This is a genomic window from Polaromonas sp., from assembly GCF_043778355.1.
In the GTDB taxonomy this organism is placed as follows: Bacteria; Pseudomonadota; Gammaproteobacteria; order Burkholderiales; family Burkholderiaceae_C; genus Polaromonas.
This window is the reverse complement of the sequence record NZ_JAYWHI010000077.1, coordinates 16,286-34,685: the sequence shown is the minus strand read 5'-3', so window position 1 is coordinate 34,685 and position 18,400 is coordinate 16,286. Positions and strand designations below refer to the sequence as shown.

Below are 18,400 nucleotides of genomic sequence, written 5' to 3'. Positions count from 1 at the left end.
AGAGTCAACAAGCCAGCATTATCGTGGAACAATTGAAGGCCAATTCCTACAAGCCTTCCTGCGCGCAGCATTCACAATCGTCAACTTGATCAGGCAGGTGAATGGCAGCGGCTGATTGGGACTTCAACACATCACGCACCATGAGCCTTTCCGTCATCATCATCACCAAAAACGAAGAGGCCAATTTGCAGGCATGCCTGGAGTCCGTCCGATTTGCAGACCAATGGGTCGTGGTGGACAACGCCAGCACGGACAACACCCGCGCCATTGCCAGTGACTTCGGGGCGGAGGTGACGCAAACCCAGGCCTGGCCTGGTTTTGGTCCGCAAAAAAACCTGGCCCTGAGCCTGGCCAGACACGATTGGGTCTTCTCCATCGACGCCGACGAACGCGTCACACCGGAGCTGGCGCTGGAGATTCAACAGGCCATGCAAAACCGCGCCGCCGATGCCTTCGAGATTCCGCGTCTCACGCAGTTTTGCGGGCAATGGATCCATCATTGCGGCTGGACCCCGGACCGGGTACTGCGCCTGTTCCGGCGCGGTCAGGCCGGCTTCAGCGACGATCTCGTGCATGAGCGTGTGATCCTCAAGTCCGGCGCCGTGGTCCGCTTGAATTCCCGCCTGCTGCATTACAGTTATCCCACGCCCGCGCACTACTGGCGCAAGCTTGAGCAATACAGCCTGGCCTGGGCCCAGCAGGCCCACGCGCGTGGCAGACCCAGTTCCATGCCGCGGGCGGTAATATCGGGCCTGATGGCCTTCCTGAAAAGTTATGTTTTTCGCCTTGGCATCCTCGACGGCAGCATGGGCTTCGCCGTCTGCGCCATGCAGGCCCAGGCCGCCTTCGGCAAATACTTCACTCTGTATTGTTTGAACCAGCAAAATGCACCCAAAAAAACCTGAAAATTTCCCGCCTGTAGATTGCCTGCCGGGCCGACGCAGCCTGATCGCCGGCCTGACTGGCCTGGGCGCGCTGTCCATGATGCCGGCATCCTGGGCCCAGTTTCGCGTCGAGGTGTCGGGTGTGGGCCTGACCCAGTTGCCAATAGCGATTGCCGCCTTTCGCGGTGACGCGCAGTCCCCGCAAAAAATCGCCGCCATCGTCCAGGCGGATCTCGAACGCAGTGGCCAGTTTCGCGCGGTCGATGCCAGCGGCAACCCGCTTGACGAAAGCTCCCGGCCCGACTTGTCCGTATGGCGCCAGCGTGCTGCAGACTCTTTGCTGACCGGCAGCGTCACACGTTTGGCCGATGGGCGCTACGACGTGCGTTGCCGCCTCTGGGACGTGGTGCGCGGGCAGGACCTGGGCGGCCAGAGTTATGTGGTGCCGCAGAGCGATTTGCGCCTGTCGGCGCACCGCATCGCCGACTTTGTTTACGAAAAACTGACCGGCGAGAAGGGCGTTTTTTCGACCCGCATCGCCTACGTGACCAAGGCCGGCACACGTTACAACCTGTGGGTGGCAGATTCTGACGGGGAGGGCGCGCAGTCGGCGCTGGCCAGCCCCGAACCGATTATTTCTCCGTCGTGGTCGCCCAATGGCTCGCAGCTCGCTTATGTGTCCTTCGAGTCACGCAAGCCGGTGATTTATGCCCACGACGTGGCTTCCGGGAAACGTCGCCTGCTCGCCAATTTCCGCGGCTCCAACAGCGCGCCGGCCTGGTCGCCCGATGGCAGCCAGCTGGTCGCCACGCTGAGCCGGGATGGCGGCTCGCAACTCTACGCGATTGCTGCGGCAGGGGGAGAGCCGCGCCGCCTCACGCAATCTGCCAGCATCGATACCGAGCCGGCGTTTTCTCCCGATGGCCGCTTCATCTATTTCGTCAGTGACCGGGGTGGCTCACCGCAGATCTACCGCATGGGGGCCTCGGGCGGCAACGTAGAGCGCGTGACCTTTACCGGGAGTTACAACATATCCCCGGCCATCAGTCCGGACGGCCGCTGGCTGGCCTATATTTCCCGCATCGGTGGCGCCTTCAAACTGCACGTCATGGAGCTGGGCAAGGGAACTGCAACAGCCATCACCGACACCAACGGCGATGAAAGCCCGAGTTTTGCGCCCAACAGCCGTCTTGTCGTTTATGCCACGCAGCAGCAAGGCCGCGAAGCCCTGCTGACCACCACGCTGGACGGAAAAATTAAAGCCCGCCTGACCGGCTCCACCGGAGACATACGCGAGCCTGACTGGGGACCTTTCCAGAGGTAGTCCAGCAGCGCTAATCCTCCTCTTTTTAATTTTTAGCCAAGGTATTTATGAAACGCATCTTTTCTCTCTCCGCCATCATCACCCTGACTGCTGTCATCGTCGGTTGCAGTTCCGGCGTCAAGCTCAATGATGTGCCGGTCGAAAACCGGGCACCGGTGACAACAGCCCCAAGCGCCACCGGTGACGCCTCCGGCGTGACCGGCCGCGACGTGGCCCCGGTGCTGATCGGCGCCACCGATCCCTCACTGGCTGGCCCTCCCGGCGCCGCCCGCGTGATTTATTTTGATTACGACAGCTTTGTCATCAAGCCTGAAGCGCAGGCCACCGTCGAAGCCCATGCCCGTTTTCTGAGCGCCAACAAGGCGCGCAAACTGGTGATTGAAGGCAGCACCGATGAGCGCGGTGGCCGCGAATACAACCTGGCGCTGGGCCAAAAACGTGCCGAAGCCGTGCGCCGCGCGCTGGGCCTGCTGGGCGCGACCGATGCGCAGGTTGAAGCCGTCAGCTTCGGCGAAGAAAAACCAGCTGCGACCGGCACCGACGAAGACTCCTTCGCCAAGAACCGCCGCGCTGAATTCAACTACCGTTAAACCGGAGCCCCATCTTGACGCACTTCCGGATTGTCCTGGCCGCTGTGGCCTGCGTGTTGGCTTTCAACACCCATGCGGGCCTGTTTGAAGACGATGAGGCGCGCAAGGCGATTCTTGAGATGCGCCAGCGGCTGGACGTGTCGCAGCAGCGCATGAACGAGGATTTGCGCAAGGCCAACGAGGACAATGCGCAGCTCAGGCGCAGCCTGCTGGAGCTGTCAGGCCAGATTGATGCGCTGCGCAGCGAGATGGCGCAAATGCGCGGGCAGGGCGAACAGGTGACCCGCCAGTTGTCCGAGGTTCAGCGCATCCAGAAGGATTTGTCACAGGGGCTCGACGCCCGGCTCAGCAAGTTCGAGCCATCCAAGGTGACGGTCGACGGCAGGGAATTTGTTGCGGAGCCGGCGGAGAAGCAGGAGTTCGAGGCCGCGCTGGCAGTGATGCGCAAGGGTGAATTTGCCCCGGCGCAGGTGGCCTTCACCAATTTTCTCAAGCGTTACCCGCAAAGCGGCTACAAGGCACCGGCCCTGTTCTGGCTCGGCAATGCACAGTACGCCTTGCGCAATTACCGCGATGCCATCACCAATTTCCGCACCCTGGTGGCTACCGATACCGAGCACGTTCGTGCGCCCGAGGCGGTGCTGGCCGTGGCCAACTGCCAGGTCGAGCTCAAGGATATCAACGGCGCTCGCAAGACCTTGCAGGATCTGCTCAAGGCCTATCCGCAGTCGGAAGCTGCCGCGGTGGCCAAGGATCGTCTCAGCAAACTGAAGTAAAGCCGCGACGCTTTTCACGGCGTGTAATACGCTGCTCCCCGGAGGGGCGCTGCGCGCGCGGCCCGGCAGAGCCGGTTCTGCGGCCCCAGCTGGTGAAGAGGCGCATCCACGCTAGACGGCCGTAAAATCGGGCGATGGACACCTCCCAGCTCAACGCCCTCACCACCCAGGTTCTCTGGGCGGCATTCATCCTCTCCATGCTGTTTGGCGCTATCGCCCAGCGCACGCATTTTTGCACCATGGGGGCGGTCAGCGACATCCTCAACATGGGCGACTGGACCCGCATGCGCATGTGGGGCATGGCCATCGGTGTGGCGATGATCGGCTTTTATGGCATGGCCGCTGCCGGTCTGATTGACCCCTCCAAAACCCTGTATGCCTCGAACCGTTTCATCTGGCTGTCGGCCTTGGTGGGCGGCGGGCTGTTTGGCTTCGGCATGGTGCTGGCGTCCGGCTGCGGCAGCAAGACGCTGGTTCGTATCGGCGGTGGCAACCTGAAGTCGCTGGTGGTGTTTGTGGTCATGGCTGTGGCCGCCTTTGCCACACTCAAGGGGATCACCGCCGTGCTGCGTGTGGCCACGGTGGACCGGGTAGCCCTTGACTTCACCAGCAACGCAGCGCTGTCGAACTGGGTTGGTGCTGTGGCGGGTGTATCCCCAGTGCTGGCCGGCCTCGTGATTGCATTGGTACTTGGTGGCGGCTTGATCATCTGGGCCCTGCTGGGCGCGGACTTTCGCAGCTTTGACAACCTGCTGGCCGGCCTGGGCATTGGCGCGGTGGTTGCGGCCATGTGGTGGGTCAGCGGCCACCTGGGTTATGTCGCCGAGCATCCCGATACGCTGCAGGAGACTTTTCTGGCCACCAACTCGGGCCGCATGGAGGCGCTGAGTTTTGTCGCACCGGTGGCTTTCACCGTGGACTGGCTGATGTTCTTCAGCGATAAGGCCAAATTGCTGACCGTCGGCATCGTGTCGGTGTTTGGTGTGGTGGCCGGCTCGGCCGTGTATTCGCTGCTCACGCGCAGCTTCCGTTGGGAAGGGTTTCGCGACGCCGAAGACACCGGCAACCACCTGGTGGGCGCTGTATTGATGGGCGTGGGCGGCGTGACCGCCATGGGCTGCACCATCGGTCAGGGTTTGTCGGGCATTTCGACGCTGAGCGCGACCAGCTTCGTGGCCGTGGCGGCGATCCTGGCAGGCTGCGTGGCCGGTGTACGTTACCAGGTCTGGCGGCTGGAGCGCAGCGTCTAGTGGATGCTGATCTGGAACGCCGCTTCGGTGGCCTGGCGCGTCTTTACGGCGCAGCGGGTGCTCAAAAAATTCGCAGTGCCCATGTGATCGTGGTTGGCTTGGGCGGCGTCGGCTCCTGGGCCGCTGAAGCGCTGGCGCGCAGCGGCGTGGCCAGGCTCACCTTGATTGACCTCGACCACATCGCCGAGTCCAACATCAACCGCCAGATCCACGCGCTGGACAACACAGTGGGGCAGGCCAAGGTGCTGGCCATGCGCGAACGCATCGCGCACATCCACCCCGCGTGTGAAGTGGCGTGTGTTGAGGAATTTGTCGATGCCGCCAACTGGCCGGTGATCGCCGGGCTGCAGGGAAGTGAACACGTCTCCGTGATTGATGCCTGCGACCAGGTCAGGGCCAAAACCGCGATGGCGGCCTGGGCCATTAAAAACAAAATCAATTTGATCAGCGTCGGTGCAGCCGGTGGCAAGCGTCACGCGCACAAGGTCGACATCGACGATCTTGCGCTGGTCACGCACGACCCCTTGCTGGCGCAACTGCGTTACCGGCTGCGCAAGGAGCAGGGCGCGGCGCGCAAGGGAAAAATCGGTGTCGCCTGCGTGTTCAGCCGCGAGGCCGTGATGCAGCCAGCGGCATCGGTGGCCGCCGGGTCGGATGACAACGATGGCCCGGCGTGCGTGGTCTCCGGCGACGAACAAAGCGACGGCAGTCTCAATTGCCACGGCTATGGATCGGTCGTCAGCGTGACCTCGACCTTCGGCCTGTGTGCGGCCGGCTGGGTGCTCCACAAAATTGCAGCGTGAGTTTGCAAAGCCCGAAAAAATAACGCTATAATTCAAGGCTTTGCTGCACACGATGCAGCAAAGACCGGGAAGTATCGAAAGATGCCCCTCGGGGCCTTAGCTCAGTTGGTAGAGCAGCGGACTTTTAATCCGTTTGTCGTGGGTTCGACCCCCGCAGGCCCCACCAGAATTTGAAAGCGCCTGACTGGAAAGTCAGGCGCTTTTTTCTTGCCAAGTCATGGGCTTGCACTGCGACACGACAGACCCGCAAGTTCGGGATCGCCGATTTCAAACCCCCAATCGACCAGAGCCCCGGCACCGCCGAAGCCGCGGTCTACTGGCGGACCAGCGATCCGGCCAGGTGTTCTGGAAAAACGCGGTGAGGGTGCAGGATGCATGATCCCACCGATATCCACAAAGCTCCTTCGGTGTGCATTATGAGGATGGGCGGCAATTTCGGTCAGGGAAAGGACGGGTGATACGCATGCCTCGGTGCCTTCAAAAACCGTGCACCAGTGGTCACGGGTGTTCTGGCAAAAAATCGCCGCGAACTTGAGTCGTAACGCCGGCCACGCCTGCTGGTCATGCTGAGCGGGCAGTTCTTGGTCGTCCAGCCCAAGTCCCGCCAGCAACGCTTTGTAGAAATGCGGCTCAATAGCGCCAACAGCCACATGTTTGCCATCGCTGGTGGCATAAATGCCGTAGAAATGTGCGCCGCCGTCAAGCATGTTGCTTTGGCGCTGATCTTTCCATTCGCCGGCTGCATGTCGCCCCAACACGGCAGCCATCATTGACATCGATCCGTCGATCATTGCAGCGTCGACCACCTGGCCGTGGCCACTGGCCTTCGTTTCGATCAACGCCGCCATCACTCCCAAGGCCAGCAGCATGCCGCCGCCTCCGTAGTCACCGACCAGGTTGAGCGGTGGCACGGGTGTATCTGCAGTTCCAATCGCGTGCAGTACACCGGCTACCGCGATGTAATTGATGTCATGGCCTACCGCGTGAGCCAAAGGGCCGGTTTGGCCCCACCCCGTCATCCGTCCATATATCAGGGCGGGATTGATTGCCAGGCATTGCTCGGGTCCCAAGCCCAGCCGCTCCATGACACCTGGACGCATGCCCTCCAGCAAAACATCGGCCTTGGACACGAGTGCGAGCGCGGCTTTTGCGCCAGCGGGGTCCTTCAGGTTGGCGATCACGGACCGCCGGCCCCTTTCCGTGAACTGGAACTTCTTGTCGCGGACCACCCCGATGTCAGGTGCTACCGGCCGATCAAGCCGCAGCACATCAGCGCCCATGTCCGAAAGCATCATGGCAGCCCACGGTACCGGTCCCATGGCCTCGATCTCAAGGACTTTCACGCCTTTCAACGGCCCCATATCGAGTCTCCTTGGCGCAGCATCACTGATCATCGAAGGTCAAGAGGGCCCGACCGGACGTGGAGCCTTCCAGTTGCCGGGCGGTATGCGCCATCAAATCGTGCAAGCCGATATGCTGCACGTGTGGCATCAGCGTGGCGAAGTTCGGCTTCAGGTCGCCACCGAGACGAGCCCAGAGCCTGCGGCGTTGCGGCCAGGGTGCGTTGGCCACGACGCCGAACAGCTGCACCCGCCGCATCACGAATGGCAAGACACTACCTTCAAAGGTGTTGCCGCTGGCGTTTCCGACCGAGGCGACGCTTCCCCCATCCTGCATGGAACGCAGCAGCCACGACAGCATCGGGCCACCGACGTTGTCGATGGCAGCTGCAAACCGCGCCCTCTCGAGGGGGCGCTGTGCCTGGCCCAGCACGGCGGCGTCCACGACTTCCGTTGCACCGGCCGCCAAAAGACTTCCGGCTTGTTCCATGCGCCGCGTGATTGCCGCTACGCGATAGCCTGCCCGGGCGAGGATCGCAATAGCCACGAGCCCCACTGCGCCCCCAGCACCGCTCACCGCCACTGTTCCGGCCGCAGGCGTCAAGCCATGATCCTCGAACCGCTCCAGCGCCATCGCTGCGGTAAAACCCGGAACTCCAAGCACAGCAGCCTCGTGCGGTGTCAGGTTCTCCGGCAATGCCTGAACGTGGACGGCAGGCACGCGGACGTACTCAGAAAATCCGCCGTCGAATGCGATACCCGTCTGAAATCCATGTACCAAAACTGGCTGCCCATGCTGAAAATCGGGCGTTGACGATTCAACGACCTCACCCATCAGTTCGATCCCGGCGACGCGCGGAAACGATGTGATGATCCTGGCCTGGCTGTGAAGCGAGAGGCAGTCCTTGTAGTTCACTCCTGCATAGCGGGTGCGGATCACAACATCGCCTGGCGACAGGTCATCCAGGCGCAAGCGTTCGATCCTGCTATCGCTGTGGTCGCCGACCAGATGTGTCCGCAAGGCCAAAAAGTCGGGTGGCAAGAGGGTATTGAATGTTTGCATGACAGCTTGATCCCGGGTTCATTGACACGCTCAAATCACTTTCGCCTCGCGCAGCCGTGCGAGTTCAAACGCGTCAATCCCGTGTTGTGCATAGACCTCCGCATTGTGTTCGCCCACAGAGGGGCCGGTACGCGGAATCGGCATGTCGCGGCCAACAATACGTGGCACGATGCAGGGCGCAGGCAGGGTGCCGTAGTCAGGATCAGCCAAGCGCACGATCGCATTGCGAGCGAGGTAGTGCGCATCCTGTTCGATGTCAGCAATGGTGTAGATCTTGCTGAAGGGAATGCTGGAAGCCTCGAGCGTTGGAGCTATGTTTGCGTAGTCATGGGCCGCAAACCATGCTGCGAGTCCAGCGTCCAGCTCACGCACGTTCACCACCCGCGAAGGATTGGTCTTGAAGCGCGCATCCTCCGCCCATTCGGGTTGGCCGATCGCATGGCAAAGCCTCACAAATATCGCGTCCGACGACGCCACGAGCGAGAAGTAAATTCCATCTGCACTTCTGTACATATTGGAGGGCGCGGTATAGCTCGCACAGTTTCCAACGGGTGTTCTGACCTGACCCAATTGTTCGTGTTCCACAGGCAGTGGATCCAGCAGGCGGAACAGCGCCTCGGTTGCTGCGAGGTCAACCTCGGCGCCTTTGGCTTGCGGGTTACCTCGCAGTCGGGCTACTTCCGCCGCAATGGAAAACGCGCAAAAGAGCCCGGCCACTGCGTCACCCACTGGGAAGTTGCTGTGCAGCGGCGAACCACCTTCCGCACCAGTGAGGTTCGTGAACCCACTCATGGCCTCGAAAATTCGTGCAAATCCAGGTCGTTCCCTGTAGGGTCCTGTCTGACCGAAACCGGTGAGCCTCAACACAATCAAGCGCGGGTTGGCGTGATGCAGCGTTTCGATGTCCAGGCCCCAGCGGTCCATGGTTCCAGTGCGGAAGTTTTCGACCAGGACATCGAAGTGCGGCAACATCGAGAGAAAAATCTCACGGCCGCGAGGTTTGCGCACGTCCAGCGTAATGCCGCGTTTGCCACGATTGGCGATCTTCCACCACAAGGCCATCCCGTCCTTTACCGGCTGCAAGGTGCGCAATGCATCACTGCCGTCCGGCAGCTCCAGCTTGACCACTTCTGCACCATGGTCGGCGCACAGGGTCGCGCCCATCGGAGCTGCCAGTACCGTGGCCATGTCAAGGATGCGCACTCCGGCGAGCGAGCCGGGGGAGGAAGGTGAATTCTTGTTCAATGGATGCCCTTTGATCGGCTACGGCCTGTAGCCACTGCGAAGCGGCTGTTTTGCCAGAACCGGGACGCCACCACAATGACTATTTCGCACAGCGAAACATCCGGCTCAATTGATTGACTTCCCTTCTCCCAAGACTAATTATGGCCACCAAGACACCCAAGCCCCGGAACATGACTGCCCTCGCTTTACCTGGATTGGTCAACCCGCACGACCTATCGACTGACCGCCAGTTCTCGATGAACCTGGCGCGCGGCCTTGATGTGCTCCGGGCGTTCAGTGCTGCCGATCCCATGCTTGGCAATCGCGAGATTTCTGATCGCACTGGGCTGCCGAAGCCCACGGTATCGCGCCTGACCTATACGCTCACGCTGCTCGGCTATCTGAGCCGGGATGTTGCCCTCCAGAAATACCGGCTGGGCACGGGCGTGCTCTCACTCGGGCATCCGCTGCTTGCCAGCATGTCCGTGCGCCAGGCCGCACGCCCGCTGCTTGAGCAGTTGGCGCTCAAGACAGGCTGTACTGTAAACCTGGGCATGCGCGACCGCGCCGAGGTCGTTTATATCGATACGGTTCGCGTTGATGCTGCCAACCGGCATTTGCCAGACATCGGCAGTACCCGGCCTCTGCTGCCAAGCGCCATTGGGCGTGCGCTCATCCTGGCTTGTGCGCCCGCGGAGCGCACGGCCATCCTCAATCATCTGAAAGTGCATGACAAGGCCCTGTTCGACTTGCACCGGCAGTCCTGGGAGGCCGATCAGCAGCTCTTTGCGGCGGAAGGGTACTGCTATTCGCGCGGCGACTGGCAAAAAGACGTCTATGCGGTCGCCGTGCCAGTGCGGGTGCCTCCGCGCGAAGCGCCTGTGGCCATGAACTGCACCCTGGCGGCCTATCGCATGCCCAAGGACAAGCTGGTGCGCGATGTCGTGCCGCATCTGATGGATACCGTGCGACAACTTGAGGCCGCCCAAGGCCTTCGCTGAGACCTTCACCAATGAAAGCATCACCATGATTCGCAATGCCGAACACTTTTCTGCGCTACTGGCAGACGTACGCCGGTTCGTGCGTACGGAATGCGCGCCGGTTGAACAAGAGGTGGATCAAAGCGACCAGATTCCGGAACTGCTCGTGGAGCGCATGCGCCAGATGGGCCTGTTTGGTCACAGTATTCCTGAAGAATATGGCGGCGCCGGGTTAAGCAGCGAGGAGCTTTCCCTCGTGAACATCGAAGTGTCGCAGGTGGCTACCGCTTTCAGAGCGCGTTTTGGCGGAAATACCGGCATCGCTTCCGAATCGCTGGTGGTCGATGGGACGCCGCAACAGAAGGAGAAGTACCTGCCCTTGTTGGCCAGCGGCAAGGTCACGGGCTGCTTCGCTTTGACCGAAGCTGAAGCCGGATCCGACGCAACCGCGCAAAAAACGCTTGCTGTGCGCGAAGGTGATGACTACGTCATCACCGGAACCAAGTGCTACATCACCAATGCCCCGCTGGCAGACCTGTTTACTGTTTTTGCGCGAACCGATACGCAGGCCAGAGGGGCAGCGGGCATTACCGCTTTCCTGATCGAACGCGGTACTGCCGGGCTGTCCACTCCGGCTGCTTACCGGAAGATGGGCCAGCATGGCTCTCCCGTAGGCGAGGTGGTACTCGACCGATGCCGGGTCCCCGCAAGCGCTGTTATTGGGGGCGTGACCGGGCAAGGCTTCCGTACCGCAATGAAAGCGCTCAACAAGCAGCGTATCAATCTCGCTGGACTGTGCATCGGACCGGCCATCCGTTTGGTGGACGAGATGATCCGCCGCGCCAGCTCGCGCCGTCAGTTCGGACAGCCCATCGGCGATTTTCAGTTGGTACAACAGATGATTGCAGAGAGCAACGTCGAGGTTCACGCGGCTCGTGCGCTGCTGCTCGAAACGGCGCGCAAGCGTGATGACGGGCATGACGTCACCATGGAAGCGTCGATGTGCAAGCTGTTCGCCTCTGAAATGTGTGGTCGCGTCGCCGATCGCGCGGTACAGGTATTCGGCGGAGGCGGTTATATCGCCGACAACGTCGCCGAGCGTTTCTATCGCGATGTCCGGTTGTTCCGCCTGTACGAAGGCACCAGCCAGATCCACCTGCTCAATATTGCCAAACGCACCATGGCACTGGCAGCACACGACGCCTGAAATCAACCCCATGTCCGGCGTGCCGGATATCCACCAAACCAGAATGGAGACATACATGAAAACCTTGCGAAACCTGACCGCTGCCAGCCTCGGCGCACTGTCTCTCATTGCGGCTGCGCCAGCATGGGCCCAGGGCGACGCCTACCCTGCCAGGCCGCTACGTATCGTTGTACCGTTCTCGGCTGGCGGCGTAGTGGACTCGGTTGCACGCCTCATCGGGGAGAAACTTTCTGTCAAGTATGGCCAGCCGGTGATCGTGGAGAACAAGGCGGGGGCAGGCGGTGCCATCGGAACTGACTTCGTGGCCAAAGCGCCCGCCGACGGCTACACGCTGCTGTTGGTCAGCCCGAGCCATGCTGTTGCGCCCAGCCTTACCAGGGGCGTGACCTGGAATCCCGTTCGCGATTTCCGCGCCATTGGGGGTTTCGGGTTCATCCCCAACGTCTTTGTTGTTCACCCGGATGTACCTGCCAAGACCATGTCCGAACTGGTGGATCTGGCGAAAAAAAGCCCGACGCCGCTGACCTATGCGACCGCCGGGGTCGGAACCTCCAATCACCTCGCTGGAGAACTGCTCGCGCAGATGGCGAGCATCAAACTGACACACGTACCGTACAAGGGACAGCCCGACGCAATGAACGACCTTCTGTCGGGCCGCGTCACGATGATGCCGCTGACCGCGGCACTTGCCGTACCGCATGTCAAGGCCGGAAAGCTGCGGCCTCTTGCCGTGACTACCGCAAAGCGCTCCACAGTGTTACCTGACCTGCCTACTCTTGCCGAAGCGGCCAAGCTGCCTGGTTATGAAGTCGGCACGTGGTTTGGTCTGGTGGCTCCGGTCAAGACACCCGATGCGATCGCCCGCAAGTTGTCTACAGACGTTGCTGAAATACTGACCCTGCCGGATGTCAAGGTCAAATTCGATGCGCTCGGGATGGAACTGGCTCCACAATCGCCAACCGAGTTCGATGCTTTTGTCGGACTCGAATTCACGAAGTGGAGCAGGGTGATCAAGCAGGCGGGCATAGAGGGGCAGTGATGCCCAAAATCCGCACGCCGATTTGCGACAGATTGGGGATCGAGTACCCGATTTTTGGTTTTTCGCATTCGGTGGATGTGGCCGTGGAAATCGCACGCGCAGGCGGCTTTCCTGTACTGGGTCTGGCGCGCGAGATGCCGCACGAGATCGCTCGGATACTTTCCCAGGTGAAAAAGCGCATGGGCGCCATGCCGTACGGCCTCGATTTGATGTTACCCGCCAACATGCCCCCGGCGACGAGCCGGGAACTTCAAAGCACTTCTTTGCCAGCTGGCCAGGTGGAGTTTGTGCAGGGCTTGCGCAACCGATTCAACATAAAGCCGCCGGTCAGGCCGAGCTTTTTCACCACGCAGGTTCGCACAGAGGCCTTGTTTGAGGAACAGATCAAAGCTGTATTGGCATCGAATGCCCGAGGGGTGGCCACAGCTATCGGGTTGCGGCCTGAGCTGATCGCGCAGGCCAAGGCTCGTGGCATGCTGACTTTTTCGCTGGTGGGCTCTGTGCGTCACGCGCGAAAGGCTCTGGACATGGGGGCCGAAGTCCTGGTCGCCCAGGGGTACGACGCAGGGGGACATACCGGCCTGGTAGGTACCATGTCGTTGCTGCCGCAGATTCTGGCGGTTGCAGGCGATGCGCCCGTGCTGGCTGCCGGCGGCATCGCCACCGGGGCCCAGGTGCTTGGCACCATAGCGATGGGAGCACAAGGCGCCTGGCTGGGTACCTTATGGATGGCAGCACGGGAAAATCACACGACGCCAGCCTTGATGGCAAGGCTCGTGGCCAGTGGCAGCGAAGACACCGTCATCACGCGAGCACACAGTGGCAAACCTTGCCGGGTGGTGCGCAGCGATTGGATCGACGCCTGGTCAGAGCCAGGCGCACCCGAACCTCTGGAGATGCCGTTGCAGCAATTGCTGACTGGAGACGTTTTCGCCTCCATCCACGAGCACGACGATGCCCGACTGGTTTACGAAGCAGCCGGCCAGAGCGTGTTCGCGATTCGGGGAGAGACAACGGTGGCGGCGCAGTTCTCTGCGTTGACCGGCGACATGGACGCTGCCTGGACCCGTCTCGGTCGCTTCACTACGTGATATTGCGCCTCTGCTGCCACGGTGTTTGCCTTCGGGCGTTTGCATGCTGCCATTTGCCGAACGCGGCGGTACGCCTGGGGGTGTTGCAGCGTCAGCCCGAATAGCCGAGCAGCGGCACCTCCAGCTGGGCCTGCTGCGCCACCCGGATGCAGTCCTTCATGTGCTCCTCACCGAGGTAACGGATCGCTGCATAACCGACGGTGGCGGCGACGATCTGGCCGGCGAAGGGCACGTACTTGGCGAGCTGTTTGGTGGTCAGGCGCATGCCGATTTTGGTGGCTGCCTTGAGGATCAGATCTCTGGAGATGAGCTTGCCGATCAGCACCGAGCCGACCATGGTGACGGCCTTCTGGACCTGATCGCGTTTTGTCGGGTCAAGCTGGTCGAGTTGCTGCGGCGTTAGACCAAACTCCTTGTTGATCTCGGGAATCAGCCGAGACAGCATGGCCGCATCGACGGCCCAGTCCAGGCCGGGTACCGGCACGGCGCTGGCGGCCGCGGCGACCACGGCGCGTTTGTGCAACAATTTTCGGCTGCGGGTAACGGCTGCGGCGAGGGCCGCGTCATCGGCAGCCATTTGAAGGGCGGTGGGCATGAAAACCACTTTAGCGCGAAATACCGGCCAGAGGTAGGGCCACCCACCCAAGTGCTTGTCAGGCGGTGGCGGTTTCGATCTGCTCGGTCAGTTCCAGCCAGCGCTCTTCCAGCGTCACCAGTTCGGCTTCTATGGCCTTCAGGCGTTTTCCCGATTGCGCCATTTCCGCCGGGGCGCTTGTTTTTGCCAGGCTGGCCTGCAGGCTGTCGCGCTCGGCGTTCAGGGCTGCCATGCGGGTGTCGGTTTTTTCCAGCTCTTTACGCAGCGGCTTGGTGTTGTCGGACTGCTGCTGGCGGCGCTGGGCCTCCTGCTTTTTGTCAGCCGGTTTTTTGGCATCAAATGCACCTGCAGCTCCTGTCGGTTGGGCGCTGGAAGCTACTGTTTTGATAGCGGCTGCAGCCGGTGTGGGGGTATTGGCCGCCTTTTTGGCGTCCTCGCGCTGGCGCTTGGCATAGTCGAGCAAGTATTTCTGGTAGTCGTCCAGGTCGCCGTCAAACGGCGCGACACCGCCTTGGGACACCATCCAGAATTCGTCACAGACCGCGCGCAGCAACGCCCGGTCGTGGCTGACCAGCATGACGGTGCCTTCAAACTCGTTGAGCGCCATCGACAGCGCCTCGCGCGTGGCCAGGTCCAGGTGGTTGGTCGGCTCATCGAGCAGCAGCAGGTTGGGGCGTTGCCAGACGATCATGCAGAGCACGAGGCGGGCTTTTTCGCCACCACTCATGCTGCCCACGGACTGTTTGACCATGTCGCCGCTGAAGTTGAAGTTGCCCAGGAAACTGCGCAAGTCCTGTTCGCGTGTCGGCTGGTTGCCCATTTTCCCCGCAGCGGTGACTTCCTTGACCAGCCGGATCATGTGCTCCAGCGGGTTGTCGGCGGGGCGTAACACGTCGAGCTCCTGCTGCGCGAAGTAGCCGATGTTCAGGCCTTTGCCTTCGGTCATGTCGCCACTGATGGGGGCGAGAGCACGCGCCACGGTTTTGACCAGTGTTGATTTGCCCTGTCCGTTGGCGCCCAGAATACCGATGCGCTGGCCGGCCAGCACCGACTTGCTGACGTTTTGCACGATGACGGTGGGCGGCGTGTCGGCCGGCGCGTCTTCTGGTGCGGGGTAGCCGAAGTAGGCGTTCTGCATCGACAACATGGGGTTGGGCAGGTTCGCCGGTTCCTTGAACTCAAAGGTGAAATCGGCCTCGGCCAACAGCGGCGCGATTTTCTCCATGCGGTCCAGCGCCTTGACCCGGCTTTGTGCCTGTTTGGCCTTGCTGGCCTTGGCCTTGAAACGCGCAATGAATTTCTGCAGGTGGGCGATCTTGTCCTGTTGCTTGGAATACGCACCCTGCTGCAGCGCCATCTGCTCGGCGCGCAGGTCTTCAAACTTGCTGTAGTTGCCGCCGTAACGCGTGAGTTTGGCGCGTTCGATGTGCACGGTGACGTCGGTCACCGCGTCGAGAAACTCGCGGTCATGGCTGATAACCAGCATGGTGCCCTGGTAACGCTGCAGCCAGGCTTCCAGCCAGACCAGGGCGTCCAGGTCCAGGTGGTTGGTCGGCTCATCGAGCAGCAGCAGGTCGGACGGGCACATCAGCGCGCGCGCCAGTTGCAGCCGCATGCGCCAGCCGCCGGAAAAGCTGTTGACCGGGTTGTCGAGCTCGCTGACCTTGAAACCCAGGCCCAAAATCAGCGCCTGCGCGCGTGCCTGCGCATCGTGCGCGCCGGCGTCGTACAGCTCCATGTAGGCATGGGCCATGCGGTCGCCGTCGCCACTGTCTTCAGAGGCGGTGACCTCGGCCTGCGCGGCCAGCAGCACCACGTCGCCCTCGATCACGTAGTCGGTGGCGCTTTGTTCGGTCTCGGGCATGTCCTGGGCGACCTGCGCCATGCGCCATTGGGCGGGAATGTAAAACTCGCCGCCGTCTTCGTGCAGCGTGCCATTGAGCATCGCAAACAGCGAGGACTTGCCCGCACCGTTGCGACCCACCAGGCCGATTTTTTCTCCGGGGTTCATGCTGACAGACGCGCTGTCGAGAATCACTTTGGCGCCGCGACGCAGCACCACATTTTTAAGGGTAATCATTTCAAACAGACAAATTGTTCGGCATTCACAGCCGTGAGAGCCATTACGCAGGTTTCAGGCCAAACTCAGGCCAGTTGCTGGCGCGTGAGCAGTAAAACCTGGTCAGGGCCTGCGCTGGTCTCGAACCACAGGGGTTCCAGCTCGGGAAAGGCACGCTCAAAATTCTCGCGCTCGTTGCCGATTTCCAGCACCAAAACAGCATTTTCGCTCATATGCGCGGCGGCGTTTAGAAAAAGGCTTCTGATGAAGTCCATCCCGTCTTCACCGCCGGCCAGCGCAAGGGCTGGTTCGGCCCGGAACTCGGCCGGCAGGGCGGCCATGGTGGCCGCATTCACATAGGGCGGATTGCACAAAATCAGGTCATACGGGCCGGGGCAGGCCGCCAAGCCGTCAGATCCAATCAGCGTGATGCGCTGCTGCAGCTCGTGCACATCGATATTGATCTTCGCCACGGCCAGCGCGTCGGCGCTGATGTCGGCGGCGTCCACCGCCACCTCCGGGTATGCCATGGCCGCCAGGATCGCCAGACTTCCGTTGCCGGTGCATAAATCCAGCACGCGGTGGGTGGTTTCATTGAGCCAGGGATCAATGCTTTCATCAACTAGCAGCTCGGCAATCAGCGAGCGCGGGATGATCGCGCGTTCATCGACATAAAACGGCACACCCTGCAGCCAGGCTTCGCGTGTCAGGTAGGCGGCCGGCTTACGGGTGCTGATGCGTGCTTCCAGAAGCCTGGCAACCTTTGCCGCATCGGCGGGAGTGACAGGCGTATTTTCTTCTTCATCGAGCTCATCCAGCGGCAGGCCCAGCGACCACAACACCAGCCAGGCGGCTTCGTCAAACGCGGTCAGTGTGCCCTGGCCAAAGCCGTCGGCCAGGGTCAGGCCGGCTGCTTCCAGCCGGTCGGCCCAGTGTTCAACCAGCGCGATGACGGTGGTCGGCTGCGCGGCGCTCACAGGGCGGCCAGGCGCTCCATCACGCCCTTGTAGATGTTTTTCAGCGGGTCCAATGCGCTGACAAGCACATGTTCATCAATTTTGTGGATGGACGCGTTGATCGGCCCGAACTCGATCAGTTGCGGGCAGATGCTGGCGATAAAACGCCCGTCGCTGGTGCCGCCGGTCGTGGACAGTTCAGTGACTAAGCCGGTCTCGGCTTTGATGGACTCGCTGACCGCCTGCACCAGTTCGCCCGGCGTGGTCAGAAAGGCCTGGCCGCCCAGCGTCCACTTCAGCGCGTAGTCGAGCTGGTGTTTCTGCAAAATGGCTTCCAGCCGGGTTTTCAGGCTGTCGGCCGTCGATTCGGTCGAAAAGCGGAAGTTGAAGTCCACCACCAGTTCACCCGGAATGATGTTGGACGCGCCGGTGCCGCCATGCACATTCGACACCTGCCAACTGGTGGCCGGGAAAAATTGGTTGCCCTTGTCCCATTCGGTGGCGACCAGTTCGGCCAGTGCAGGGGCAAAGCGGTGGATCGGGTTGTTGGCAAGGTGCGGGTAGGCGATGTGGCCCTGCACACCCTTGACCGTCAGCTTGCCGCTGAGCGTGCCGCGCCGGCCGTTCTTGATCATGTCGCCAAGCTGGTCCACCGACGTCGGTTCGCCGACGATGCAGTAGTCCAGCACCTCGCCGCGCGCCTTGAGCTGCTGCACGACCACGGCCGTGCCATCCACCGACGGGCCTTCCTCGTCGCTGGTGATCAGGAAGGCGATGGATAAATTCGGCTGCGGGTGGGCCGCCAGGAACTCTTCGACGGCAACCACCATGGCCGCGATAGAGGTCTTCATGTCGGCGGCACCGCGGCCGTACAACACACCATCGCGGTGGCTCGGCGAAAAAGGCGGACTGGTCCATTGCTCCAGCGGGCCGGTTGGCACCACGTCGGTATGGCCGGCAAAAACCAGCGTCCGGGGTGCTTTTGCTATCGAATCAGTAGCTGATGAGCCTTGTCCGGCATGGGCTGGATCTCCAAAACCCTTGAATTTCGCCCATAGATTGGTGACGCGGAAGTGATCCGGTCCGCTGACGATGGTTTCGCATTGAAAGCCGAGCGGCGCCAGGCGGGCAGCAAGGATGGCCTGGCAGCCTGCGTCGTCGGGCGTGACGGAGGGACGCGAAATCAGTTGCTCAGCGAGCTGCAGCGTTCTGGACATCT

The 18,400-nt window shown here is 61.5% G+C and carries 17 protein-coding genes and 1 tRNA gene; 11 read left to right on the top strand and 7 right to left on the bottom strand.

Features of this window, described 5'->3' with window-relative positions:
- Positions 1-140 precede the first annotated feature (140 nt).
- The 7 genes from ACH2CW_RS11455 (at position 141) to ACH2CW_RS11425 (ending at position 5,793) form a co-directional block, all read left to right on the top strand.
- The gene (locus ACH2CW_RS11455; protein WP_395058180.1) at positions 141-905 is read left to right on the top strand and encodes a glycosyltransferase family 2 protein; all 765 of its coding nucleotides are present in this window, start codon (positions 141-143) and stop codon (positions 903-905) included.
- Positions 886-2,208, top strand: coding sequence for a Tol-Pal system beta propeller repeat protein TolB (gene tolB / locus ACH2CW_RS11450; protein ID WP_395058178.1), 1,323 nt, complete (start codon positions 886-888; stop codon positions 2,206-2,208). The genes ACH2CW_RS11455 and tolB overlap by 20 nt, the downstream gene beginning before the upstream one ends.
- A 47-nt stretch (positions 2,209-2,255) precedes the next feature.
- The gene (pal, locus tag ACH2CW_RS11445; RefSeq protein ID WP_395058176.1) at positions 2,256-2,798 is read left to right on the top strand and encodes a peptidoglycan-associated lipoprotein Pal; all 543 of its coding nucleotides are present in this window, start codon (positions 2,256-2,258) and stop codon (positions 2,796-2,798) included.
- A 14-nt stretch (positions 2,799-2,812) separates the two neighbouring features.
- On the top strand, positions 2,813-3,574 hold the full coding sequence (gene ybgF, locus ACH2CW_RS11440) for a tol-pal system protein YbgF (RefSeq protein WP_395058174.1): 762 nt from the start codon (positions 2,813-2,815) through the stop codon (positions 3,572-3,574).
- A gap of 134 nt (positions 3,575-3,708) precedes the next feature.
- Complete coding sequence (locus tag ACH2CW_RS11435) at positions 3,709-4,824, top strand: YeeE/YedE family protein (protein WP_395058172.1); 1,116 nt, start codon at positions 3,709-3,711, stop codon at positions 4,822-4,824.
- A complete protein-coding gene (locus tag ACH2CW_RS11430) occupies positions 4,824-5,627 on the top strand; it encodes a ThiF family adenylyltransferase (RefSeq protein WP_395058170.1) in 804 nt (267 codons plus the stop codon). The genes ACH2CW_RS11435 and ACH2CW_RS11430 overlap by 1 nt, the downstream gene beginning before the upstream one ends.
- A gap of 90 nt (positions 5,628-5,717) precedes the next feature.
- Positions 5,718-5,793 (top strand) — tRNA-Lys (locus ACH2CW_RS11425).
- 49 nt (positions 5,794-5,842) lie between these two features.
- Here ACH2CW_RS11425 and ACH2CW_RS11420 read toward each other — a convergent pair.
- From ACH2CW_RS11420 to ACH2CW_RS11410, 3 genes are read right to left on the bottom strand one after another with little or no spacing between them, the layout of a single operon-like run.
- Positions 5,843-6,988: a CaiB/BaiF CoA transferase family protein gene (locus ACH2CW_RS11420; RefSeq protein ID WP_395058168.1), complete on the bottom strand. Its 1,146-nt coding sequence runs from the start codon at positions 6,986-6,988 to the stop codon at positions 5,843-5,845.
- Positions 6,989-7,010: 22 nt separating this feature from the next.
- Entirely contained in the window at positions 7,011-8,030 is a 1,020-nt protein-coding gene (locus ACH2CW_RS11415; RefSeq protein ID WP_395058166.1) for a YhdH/YhfP family quinone oxidoreductase, read from the bottom strand.
- A 30-nt stretch (positions 8,031-8,060) separates the two neighbouring features.
- Positions 8,061-9,275: a CaiB/BaiF CoA transferase family protein gene (locus ACH2CW_RS11410; protein WP_395058164.1), complete on the bottom strand. Its 1,215-nt coding sequence runs from the start codon at positions 9,273-9,275 to the stop codon at positions 8,061-8,063.
- A gap of 170 nt (positions 9,276-9,445) precedes the next feature.
- Between ACH2CW_RS11410 and ACH2CW_RS11405 the strand changes: the two genes are divergently transcribed.
- The 4 genes from ACH2CW_RS11405 to ACH2CW_RS11390 are packed head-to-tail and all read left to right on the top strand — an operon-like array spanning position 9,446 to position 13,571.
- Complete coding sequence (locus ACH2CW_RS11405; protein WP_395058162.1) at positions 9,446-10,255, top strand: IclR family transcriptional regulator; 810 nt, start codon at positions 9,446-9,448, stop codon at positions 10,253-10,255.
- 25 nt (positions 10,256-10,280) lie between these two features.
- Positions 10,281-11,441, top strand: coding sequence for an acyl-CoA dehydrogenase family protein (locus tag ACH2CW_RS11400; protein WP_395058160.1), 1,161 nt, complete (start codon positions 10,281-10,283; stop codon positions 11,439-11,441).
- Between the two features lie 55 nt (positions 11,442-11,496).
- On the top strand, positions 11,497-12,480 hold the full coding sequence (locus ACH2CW_RS11395) for a tripartite tricarboxylate transporter substrate binding protein (RefSeq protein WP_395058158.1): 984 nt from the start codon (positions 11,497-11,499) through the stop codon (positions 12,478-12,480).
- A complete protein-coding gene (locus ACH2CW_RS11390) occupies positions 12,480-13,571 on the top strand; it encodes an NAD(P)H-dependent flavin oxidoreductase (RefSeq protein ID WP_395058156.1) in 1,092 nt (363 codons plus the stop codon). The genes ACH2CW_RS11395 and ACH2CW_RS11390 overlap by 1 nt, the downstream gene beginning before the upstream one ends.
- 91 nt (positions 13,572-13,662) lie before the next feature.
- Here the strand turns inward: ACH2CW_RS11390 and ACH2CW_RS11385 are convergent, their stop codons facing one another.
- From ACH2CW_RS11385 to dapE, 4 genes are all read right to left on the bottom strand, one after another.
- Positions 13,663-14,166, bottom strand: a complete 504-nt coding sequence (locus tag ACH2CW_RS11385; protein WP_395058154.1) for a hypothetical protein — start codon at positions 14,164-14,166, stop codon at positions 13,663-13,665.
- Between the two features lie 58 nt (positions 14,167-14,224).
- Positions 14,225-16,246, bottom strand: a complete 2,022-nt coding sequence (locus ACH2CW_RS11380) for an ABC-F family ATP-binding cassette domain-containing protein (protein WP_395058152.1) — start codon at positions 16,244-16,246, stop codon at positions 14,225-14,227.
- Positions 16,247-16,311: 65 nt separating this feature from the next.
- Complete coding sequence (prmB, locus tag ACH2CW_RS11375; protein WP_395058150.1) at positions 16,312-17,202, bottom strand: 50S ribosomal protein L3 N(5)-glutamine methyltransferase; 891 nt, start codon at positions 17,200-17,202, stop codon at positions 16,312-16,314.
- Entirely contained in the window at positions 17,199-18,398 is a 1,200-nt protein-coding gene (gene dapE, locus ACH2CW_RS11370; RefSeq protein WP_395058148.1) for a succinyl-diaminopimelate desuccinylase, read from the bottom strand. The genes prmB and dapE overlap by 4 nt, the downstream gene beginning before the upstream one ends.
- Positions 18,399-18,400: the final 2 nt, after the last annotated feature.

Coding starts and splice junctions, on each gene's coding strand:
- ACH2CW_RS11455 (WP_395058180.1), top strand. CDS start 141: ATGAGCCTTTCCGTCATCATCATCACCAAAAACGAAGAGGCCAATTTG.
- tolB (WP_395058178.1), top strand. CDS start 886: ATGCACCCAAAAAAACCTGAAAATTTCCCGCCTGTAGATTGCCTGCCG.
- pal (WP_395058176.1), top strand. CDS start 2,256: ATGAAACGCATCTTTTCTCTCTCCGCCATCATCACCCTGACTGCTGTC.
- ACH2CW_RS11435 (WP_395058172.1), top strand. CDS start 3,709: ATGGACACCTCCCAGCTCAACGCCCTCACCACCCAGGTTCTCTGGGCG.
- ACH2CW_RS11420 (WP_395058168.1), bottom strand. CDS start 6,988: ATGGGGCCGTTGAAAGGCGTGAAAGTCCTTGAGATCGAGGCCATGGGA.
- ACH2CW_RS11415 (WP_395058166.1), bottom strand. CDS start 8,030: ATGCAAACATTCAATACCCTCTTGCCACCCGACTTTTTGGCCTTGCGG.
- ACH2CW_RS11405 (WP_395058162.1), top strand. CDS start 9,446: ATGACTGCCCTCGCTTTACCTGGATTGGTCAACCCGCACGACCTATCG.
- ACH2CW_RS11400 (WP_395058160.1), top strand. CDS start 10,281: ATGATTCGCAATGCCGAACACTTTTCTGCGCTACTGGCAGACGTACGC.
- ACH2CW_RS11395 (WP_395058158.1), top strand. CDS start 11,497: ATGAAAACCTTGCGAAACCTGACCGCTGCCAGCCTCGGCGCACTGTCT.
- ACH2CW_RS11390 (WP_395058156.1), top strand. CDS start 12,480: ATGCCCAAAATCCGCACGCCGATTTGCGACAGATTGGGGATCGAGTAC.
- ACH2CW_RS11385 (WP_395058154.1), bottom strand. CDS start 14,166: ATGCCCACCGCCCTTCAAATGGCTGCCGATGACGCGGCCCTCGCCGCA.
- ACH2CW_RS11380 (WP_395058152.1), bottom strand. CDS start 16,246: ATGATTACCCTTAAAAATGTGGTGCTGCGTCGCGGCGCCAAAGTGATT.
- dapE (WP_395058148.1), bottom strand. CDS start 18,398: ATGTCCAGAACGCTGCAGCTCGCTGAGCAACTGATTTCGCGTCCCTCC.